The 6,734-nt window shown below is 48.1% G+C and carries 7 protein-coding genes and 1 pseudogene; 6 read left to right on the top strand and 2 right to left on the bottom strand.

All coding sequences use genetic code 11. From position 1 onward, the window contains the following. The first annotated feature begins 1 nt into the window (after position 1). The 6 genes and pseudogenes from ACNKH6_RS02500 to mnmA all read left to right on the top strand — a co-directional run bounded on the left by ACNKH6_RS02500 (position 2) and on the right by mnmA (position 6,017). Positions 2-445, top strand: coding sequence for a ubiquinol-cytochrome c reductase iron-sulfur subunit (locus ACNKH6_RS02500; RefSeq protein WP_417913968.1), 444 nt, complete (start codon positions 2-4; stop codon positions 443-445). After that, positions 445-1,299: a cytochrome b N-terminal domain-containing protein gene (locus tag ACNKH6_RS02505; RefSeq protein WP_417913969.1), complete on the top strand. Its 855-nt coding sequence runs from the start codon at positions 445-447 to the stop codon at positions 1,297-1,299. Before ACNKH6_RS02500 ends, ACNKH6_RS02505 begins: the two co-directional genes overlap by 1 nt. Before the next feature lies 1 nt (position 1,300). Beyond that, on the top strand, positions 1,301-1,954 hold the full coding sequence (locus ACNKH6_RS02510) for a M15 family metallopeptidase (protein WP_417913970.1): 654 nt from the start codon (positions 1,301-1,303) through the stop codon (positions 1,952-1,954). Between the two features lie 535 nt (positions 1,955-2,489). Further along, positions 2,490-2,990: pseudogene (locus ACNKH6_RS02515) on the top strand (transposase family protein); the annotation flags it as partial. Positions 2,991-3,415: 425 nt separating this feature from the next. Continuing rightward, positions 3,416-4,945: a reverse transcriptase domain-containing protein gene (locus tag ACNKH6_RS02520; RefSeq protein ID WP_417913971.1), complete on the top strand. Its 1,530-nt coding sequence runs from the start codon at positions 3,416-3,418 to the stop codon at positions 4,943-4,945. Between the two features lie 43 nt (positions 4,946-4,988). Beyond that, positions 4,989-6,017, top strand: coding sequence for a tRNA 2-thiouridine(34) synthase MnmA (gene mnmA / locus ACNKH6_RS02525; RefSeq protein WP_417913972.1), 1,029 nt, complete (start codon positions 4,989-4,991; stop codon positions 6,015-6,017). 36 nt (positions 6,018-6,053) lie between these two features. On the opposite strand, the gene ACNKH6_RS02530 is transcribed toward mnmA, so the two are convergent. Next, positions 6,054-6,266: a hypothetical protein gene (locus ACNKH6_RS02530; protein ID WP_417913973.1), complete on the bottom strand. Its 213-nt coding sequence runs from the start codon at positions 6,264-6,266 to the stop codon at positions 6,054-6,056. Positions 6,267-6,370: 104 nt separating this feature from the next. Further along, the coding region (locus ACNKH6_RS02535; protein WP_417913974.1) for a hypothetical protein at positions 6,371-6,734 on the bottom strand (364 nt) is incomplete at its 5' end.

Here is a 6,734-nt window from a genome sequence, read left to right on the forward strand (position 1 = left end):
CATGAGCTGCCCGGACTGCGCCAAAGAACCCGACCGCCGCAGTGTGTTGCTGCGTTTTGTCCGCTGGGCGGCGGCCTTGTCCGGCTTGGCCCTGATTCACCCTTTGTTCCGGTTCAGCGGCTTCACCATCAAGCCCAAGCCGAAATACATCAAAATTGCCGCGCCGCTGCCGCGCAGCGGGGTTCATGCCGAGCGGGAATTCTTCCTTTTTGCCAGTGCCGACCGCAGCACAGCTTGGGCGGTGTCGCGCACCTGCACCCATCTCGGCTGCCGGGTCAATTTTCTGGAAGACAAGCAGCTTATTGAATGTCCCTGCCACCAAAGCCGCTTCACGCCGCAGGGCGAGCGGCTGGCCGGGCCTGCGCAGCGCAATCTGCCCGTGTTTCCGGTGGAGGTGGAGCAGGATGCAACCGGCAAAGTGACTGGCTACGTGGTGACAGTTTGATGAATAAGCTGAAAGAGCGGCTGCTGGCGGTGCGCTGGGGCGGGCACAGTCTGATCAGCCTCTACATCTCGCTATTGTCCGGCTTGGTGCTCGGCTTGCAGTACAATCCGGCAGAGCCGTCCTATTCGGTCGCCACCATCGAGCTGGTCGTTCCTTTTGGCTTCTTCTGGCGCAGCCTGCATTATTACTCCAGCCAGTTTTTTTTCCTCCTTCTGCTCGCCCATCTCGCCGCAGTGCTTTGGGAGAACCGAGTTCCTTTCAGCCGCACGGCGTGGCTGCGCCTGAGCGCGGCGGTGCTGATTGCTCTGCTCCTGCTCTTCAGCGGCTACATCCTCCGAGGCGATGCAACCGGCGATGCCGCCGGAGCGATCACGGAAAACATCCTCCGTTCTGTGCCGCTCTTCGGCAAACCGCTGAATCAGCTCCTTGCTGATCTCAGCTCGGCGGGACTGCGGAAGATTTATCTGCATCATATTGCTGGGTTGGTGCTGCTGGGTGGTTTCTGTCTATGGCCGCATCTCCGCCGCTACAGTGCGCTCTGGCGCAATCATGCCGCGCTGATTGTCGTGACGCTGGCGGTCGCAGTTGTCCTGAAAGCTCCTTTGGATCAGGAACGCTTCGGGCTGCTGCATATCGGCGGACCGTGGTTTTTTCTTGGAATGCAGGAGCTGCTCCGGCATCTGCCGCCTTTCTGGGCAGGCATAGCCCTACCAGCAATTCCGGCTGCCGCCTTGCTTTTTCTCCCAGCGCAAGGCAGGGCGCGAACAGCCTGCCTGCTGCTGCTCGCCGCGTGGCTGGCAGGATCTTTCGCGTTGAGCGGCATTGCGGCGCATTCAATACTAACAACGAGATAAGATGAAGAATTTTGCGTATTCTATTTGTAAAAACGTACTATTGACAATAATTCTGCTGAATTGGGCGGGCAGCAGCATCGCGGCGGCGCAGATCATTGACAGCCGCATGACGAAACAGGAAGCGTTCGAGGGATTGTCCGCAGAGTGTCCGGAGAAAATCCGCAATAAGCAAAAGCTGATTGTTGTGCAGTATTATTCAACTGACGGCAAACTGCACCAAGGACAGCTTGTGCTGGACCGCGACTTAGAAAAAGATATTCAAACCGTGTTTGCGCTAGCTCGAACAAAACATTTTCCAATTTTTTCCGTCATTCCAATTGCAGCTCCGCAATTCCGTAAAGATGGCCGCTGGGATGACGATCTTTCAATGGCTGCAAACAACACCTCTTCATTCAATTATCGTCTCAGTGTCGGCACCACTCATCTGTCGCAACACGCCTATGGCAGAGCAATCGACATCAACCCGATGCAGAATCCTTACATCAAAGGAACGACGACACTTCCCGCCGCAGCAAAATATGACCCGGCTGCTCCGGGCACACTGACAAAGAATCATCCGCTGGTGCGGGCGTTTCGTCGGCTTGGCTGGACATGGGGCGGCAATTGGAACAGCCTTAAAGACTATCAACATTTTGAAAAGCCTATTAAAAAATAAGCAAGGAGAGCATGTGTCGAATTTCAGGTTGCTTGTTGTTTTAATTTGTTAATTCAAAATTTAATGCCAAAAAAAGCAAACAGGCGAAGAGGACATAAAAATGACAAATTACACGGAACTCTTTGAAAAAAAATAATGAATTCATTGCGATGACAGGACTCGTCTGTTGACGAGTTCAATTCTCTTTTTTTTATTTCAAAAAATCTGAAGGTGAAAGTAAATTTACAATTGCAGGAAAAGAAAGGAGAAACAAACATGCTGTTTACAGAAGTTCTCCGATAAAATGCTCTGCTGACAGGCTTTTTTTTATTTTAATATATATGAAACAGTACATGACACAGGCGGCAATCGGTTAACTTTTTGGAATCAGTCAGTCGAAGGCTGATATGTTTACACATTGTTTGACACCTTTCTTGCCCGCAGCTCTGAATGAATCCGGCTCTTCTCCATGCAGAAACATGGAAAATATAAATGAATATAAACCTGATGTTTATTGTCATGACGGAACAGAACGGAATATAAATCGCCCAAAAGACAGCGGACGGCAGAAAGAATATTACAGCGGCAAAAAAAGACCTTTTCCGTCAAAAACAATATAATTGCAAACTCTTCGTGCGTGATAATTTTTTTAACATTTACAGCGGCTGGAAAAAAGCATGACAAAAAAATATCAGATGAAGCAGGATATGTCCTTCCGAAAGGAAGCTCGTTGCTGCAAGATGCAGATTTTCAAGGTTTTTCAGTTGAAGATGTTTTTATTTTTCAACCAATGAAAAAGAAACCAGGAACAGATTTAACTCCTGATGAAAAGGAAATGAATAAAAATGTTTCAAAAATAAGAGTCAGAATAGAGCATATTATAAGCGGAGTTAAGAGATGCAGGGTTGTTAAAGATAAATTTAGAAACTGGCTGCGCGGTTTTGCTGACACAGTCATGGAGATTGCTTGCGCACTGCACAATTTCATATTAAGATTCAGGCCTTGGCAAAAAGTCAATGCCGATCGCTTGAAAAATCGATATAGTGTCTATTGCTAATGCGAGAAGAAACTTTTGTTATTTTTAGGAGTTACTCAACTGCGTAACTCCTAATTTTTTTTTTGCAAATGGCGAGAATGGAAAAAATGAAGTATTGTTGTGTTTGGGGCGTGAAAGCAGAGCCAAGTAGTACGTTTCTTAACCGTCGCCTGACCTGTAGAGGTCAGGGATCGTTCATTTGAGCAGCGCAAGAGTGATTCGGCCAGAGACTGACCGCCATTCCGCAAAGCTCGATCAACGATGCTGTGTTCATATCATCTTGTCTCCTTGCCTGAGTCATCGTAAGCGCAGTGTATAAGAAGAATACCACAGTAATTTGTATCCCAGCGTGAAGGGGGCGGCACTGTAGTTATAGTGTCGAGGTAGCATGTACTACTACTATGGCAAGCTCCCTGATATGCTTCTGCTTTCATGCCCCATTTTTTATGAAACGAATAAATGACTGGTTTAGGATCAAGAAGTATCCTCACATTGGACTTCCACTGATTGAATTTGATCGTCTTTGGGTCGAGAAGTATGTAAATAACCCTGCAAATATCGCCAAGCACGCTTTCTTTCCTTTTATCCATCGGACAATGCTAACTCGAAAATTCAGAAAAGAGTACGATGAGTTTGATGAGATCATCAATGGAGGAATGCGCAAAAAAAGTGCAAAAAATCGTGAGATATTCTATGCAAACCATATAGACTCAAACGTCTTCAGTTATTACACGACCAAAATTGGAAAACTCTATGAAGAGGAGTTATCTCATCGAAATCTCTCAAACTCTGTAACGGCCTATCGAAAAATTCCACACCCGACAAAACAACGCGGAATGAACAATGTTGATTTCGCAGAAGAAGTATTTTCGTTTATTCGGCGGCAGAAAACACCAGTGCTTGTGGCTACAATATTTGACATAAAGAGTTTCTTTGATAACCTGAACCATTTACGACTGAAATCTGCTTGGGCCAGCCTTCTGCGGCTCGAACAACTGCCTCGTGATCATTACAATATCTTCAAAGCGATTACTAAATTTTCATTCATAGATATTAAGTCGTTATTCGATGTCGTCAAAAATGACTTAATTAAATACGAAAAAGATAATGGTATCAAGCGAGTTGCAGTTAAAGATATTGAAAATTTAAGAAACCAAGAGATCGTTGCGTTCTGTACGACAAAAGAGTTAAGGTCGAAAATTCGACCTGCAGGAATTATAAAATCAAATAAATTTATAAAAAATAATGATGGTACACAATCAAAACGAGAAAAAGGGATTCCGCAGGGTTCACCAATAAGTTCCATGCTTGCTAACCTGTACCTTATGGACTTTGACTCGAAAATAGCAGAGGCAGTTAAAGAGTGCGGCGGTCTCTACCGGCGGTACTCTGATGATATTGTTGTAGTAACGCCTGAAAGCTCAGGAGAAATGCTCCGAAAATTGGTTTTGAATACAATAAAAGAATACGATCTGGAAATTCAGGATAGCAAAACAAATTCATATAAATTTCATTCCTCACCGCTGGGTTACATCTGCGGTAAAATACTCCCAAATGGCAATCTGAATACAGGAAGACGATTTACCTATTTAGGCTTTGAGTTTAATGGACGCTTCACGTACTTGAAATCGGCAAGTTTGTCGAGGTTTTACCGAATAATGAAACATTCAGTTCGCAGAGGAGCTTTTTATGCGAAATTTTCAAAGTACGAAGATGGACGTGGAGAAATATTTAGACGAAGACTGTTTAAAAAATTTTCCTATCTTGGCGCAAGAAGAAAAATGAAGTGGAATTTTGATGAAAATGAAAAAACATGGAAAAAATCCTACCGACATGAATGGGGGAACTATCTAACCTACGCAAACATGGCGCACTTCAATATGAAAAACAGCAAAATCAGAGGACAGCTTCGTAATCACTGGCTCATACTGAACGATTTCATCAGAGAACATGAGGCGTTAGCAGAAAAAACTTAACATCAAATTCAAGCGCGAATAGCTGCCTGCGCATATTCCACAAATGATTCCTTCCGCTTGTTCCATCGGCATCGCCCTCAGCGGCGGAGTTGACTCCACGACCGCCGCCGCGCTGCTGCTGGAGCAGGGCTTTGCCGTGCAGGGCTTTTTCATGCTCCTGTTGCCGGAGAGCGAAGAAAATGCCGCCAAGGTGCAGGCGGTTGCCGATCAGCTCGGCATTCCGCTGCATCTCGTTGACCTGCGTGAGGAGTTCCGCCAGCAGATCATCGCCGCCTTTGCCGCCGCCTACCGCTGCGGCCTGACCCCAAATCCCTGCGTCATCTGCAACCGCCTGATAAAATTTGGCCTGCTCTTTGAGACGATGGCCGCCAAAGGCATGGAGGCAATGGCCACGGGCCATTATGCGCGGACTGAGGGCGGCTGTCTGCGCCGTGGCCTCGATCCGGGCAAAGACCAGTCCTATTTCCTTTGCCGCCTGAGCGCGGCGCAGCTGAGACGGCTCATTCTGCCGCTGGGAACATGGCGGAAAAGCGATGTTTTCGCACAGGCGGCGGAACTGGGCTTCAGCCAGTTCAAGGCGGGCGGCGAGAGTCAGGATGTCTGCTTTCTCGCCGGGCAGGACTTGCCCTCCTTCCTGCGCCAAGAAGGACTGAAGGCGTGCAGCGGCGAAATTGTCACGGCGGACGGCAGAGTGCTCGGCAGGCATCAGGGATGCTGGAACTACACGGTTGGCCAGCGGCGCGGTTTGGGCCTGCCTGACGCGACACCGTGGTATGTTGTAGGCTTGGATGCGCTTGGCAACCGGGTGCTGGTCGGTAAAAACGAGGAGCTGTTCCAGCGCGAGCTGCGGCTGGCCGAGGTGGAATGGCATATCCCGCCGCCCGCGCTGTGGCAGGGCCGGGCACAGCTCCGCTCGCGGCATCAGGCCGCTGAGGCGCAAATCATGCCTGCGGAGCACGGCTGCTGGCTGCTGCGCTTTAACGAGCCGCAGCGGGCCATCACGCCGGGGCAGTTTGCGGTCTTCTATGAAGACGACCGAGTGGTTGGGTCTGGGGTGATAACAAGAACCTAATGTGCAACTCTTTATACAGCAACCAGCCCGTCCAGATCAAGCGGAGGACGATTGCAGGATAAGTTGATGAAAACACAGACAGGCATGTGCTAAGATTTTTCGGATCAGACGGTATTGAAAATGCCATAAGTCATGCACGCGGATATGACCGGCTTTGAAGCGGCCCGTCAGCTGCGGGCCGACAGTTTCGATGCGTTTTCTTGCACGTCCGCAGAATTTGAGAAAAGGTTCAGGCAGCGTTGATTTCATATTCTTCCGCATTGGCGTGACACAAGAATGTTGCGCCGTTCCAGCAGGAAAGACTGTCTGTACTCATCAATGAAGCCTTTATCCGCAGGTGCTGTTCCTTCAAATCATTCCAGCAGAGTTTCGATGTTTTGCATGTCATGATGTCGGGTTGGAATAATAGAATAATGTATGATCATTCCAAATCTTGAGGCACGCAGACCCAATTTGAATCCATAACAACGCATCTCTTTCGCCACGCAAGCATCCGAAATTAGCCTCTCCTGGGAAGCATCTATCCAGTCTTGCCTAGTGATGACGCAGACAGGATCATTTATTTCACCGCTGATCATTGTCAGACGTTTTTGAACAGCTGATTTGACCTGCCATAAATTTGCAGCCTGCCGGACAAATGAAGACCTGCCGGAAATTTTCTGAAAAAAGCGCCTGCAATGCGGCTTGAAACATGCAAATATGTCCTTGCCGCAATCG

It is taken from the genome of Candidatus Electronema sp. JM, from assembly GCF_048287415.1.
Classification (GTDB): domain Bacteria; phylum Desulfobacterota; class Desulfobulbia; order Desulfobulbales; family Desulfobulbaceae; genus Electronema.

Excerpts from the sequence above, each read along its gene's own strand:
- ACNKH6_RS02505 (WP_417913969.1), top strand. The coding sequence starts at position 445 with ATGAATAAGCTGAAAGAGCGGCTGCTGGCGGTGCGCTGGGGCGGGCAC.
- ACNKH6_RS02530 (WP_417913973.1), bottom strand. The coding sequence starts at position 6,266 with ATGAAATCAACGCTGCCTGAACCTTTTCTCAAATTCTGCGGACGTGCA.
- ACNKH6_RS02510 (WP_417913970.1), top strand. The coding sequence starts at position 1,301 with ATGAAGAATTTTGCGTATTCTATTTGTAAAAACGTACTATTGACAATA.
- ACNKH6_RS02520 (WP_417913971.1), top strand. The coding sequence starts at position 3,416 with ATGAAACGAATAAATGACTGGTTTAGGATCAAGAAGTATCCTCACATT.
- ACNKH6_RS02500 (WP_417913968.1), top strand. The coding sequence starts at position 2 with ATGAGCTGCCCGGACTGCGCCAAAGAACCCGACCGCCGCAGTGTGTTG.
- mnmA (WP_417913972.1), top strand. The coding sequence starts at position 4,989 with ATGATTCCTTCCGCTTGTTCCATCGGCATCGCCCTCAGCGGCGGAGTT.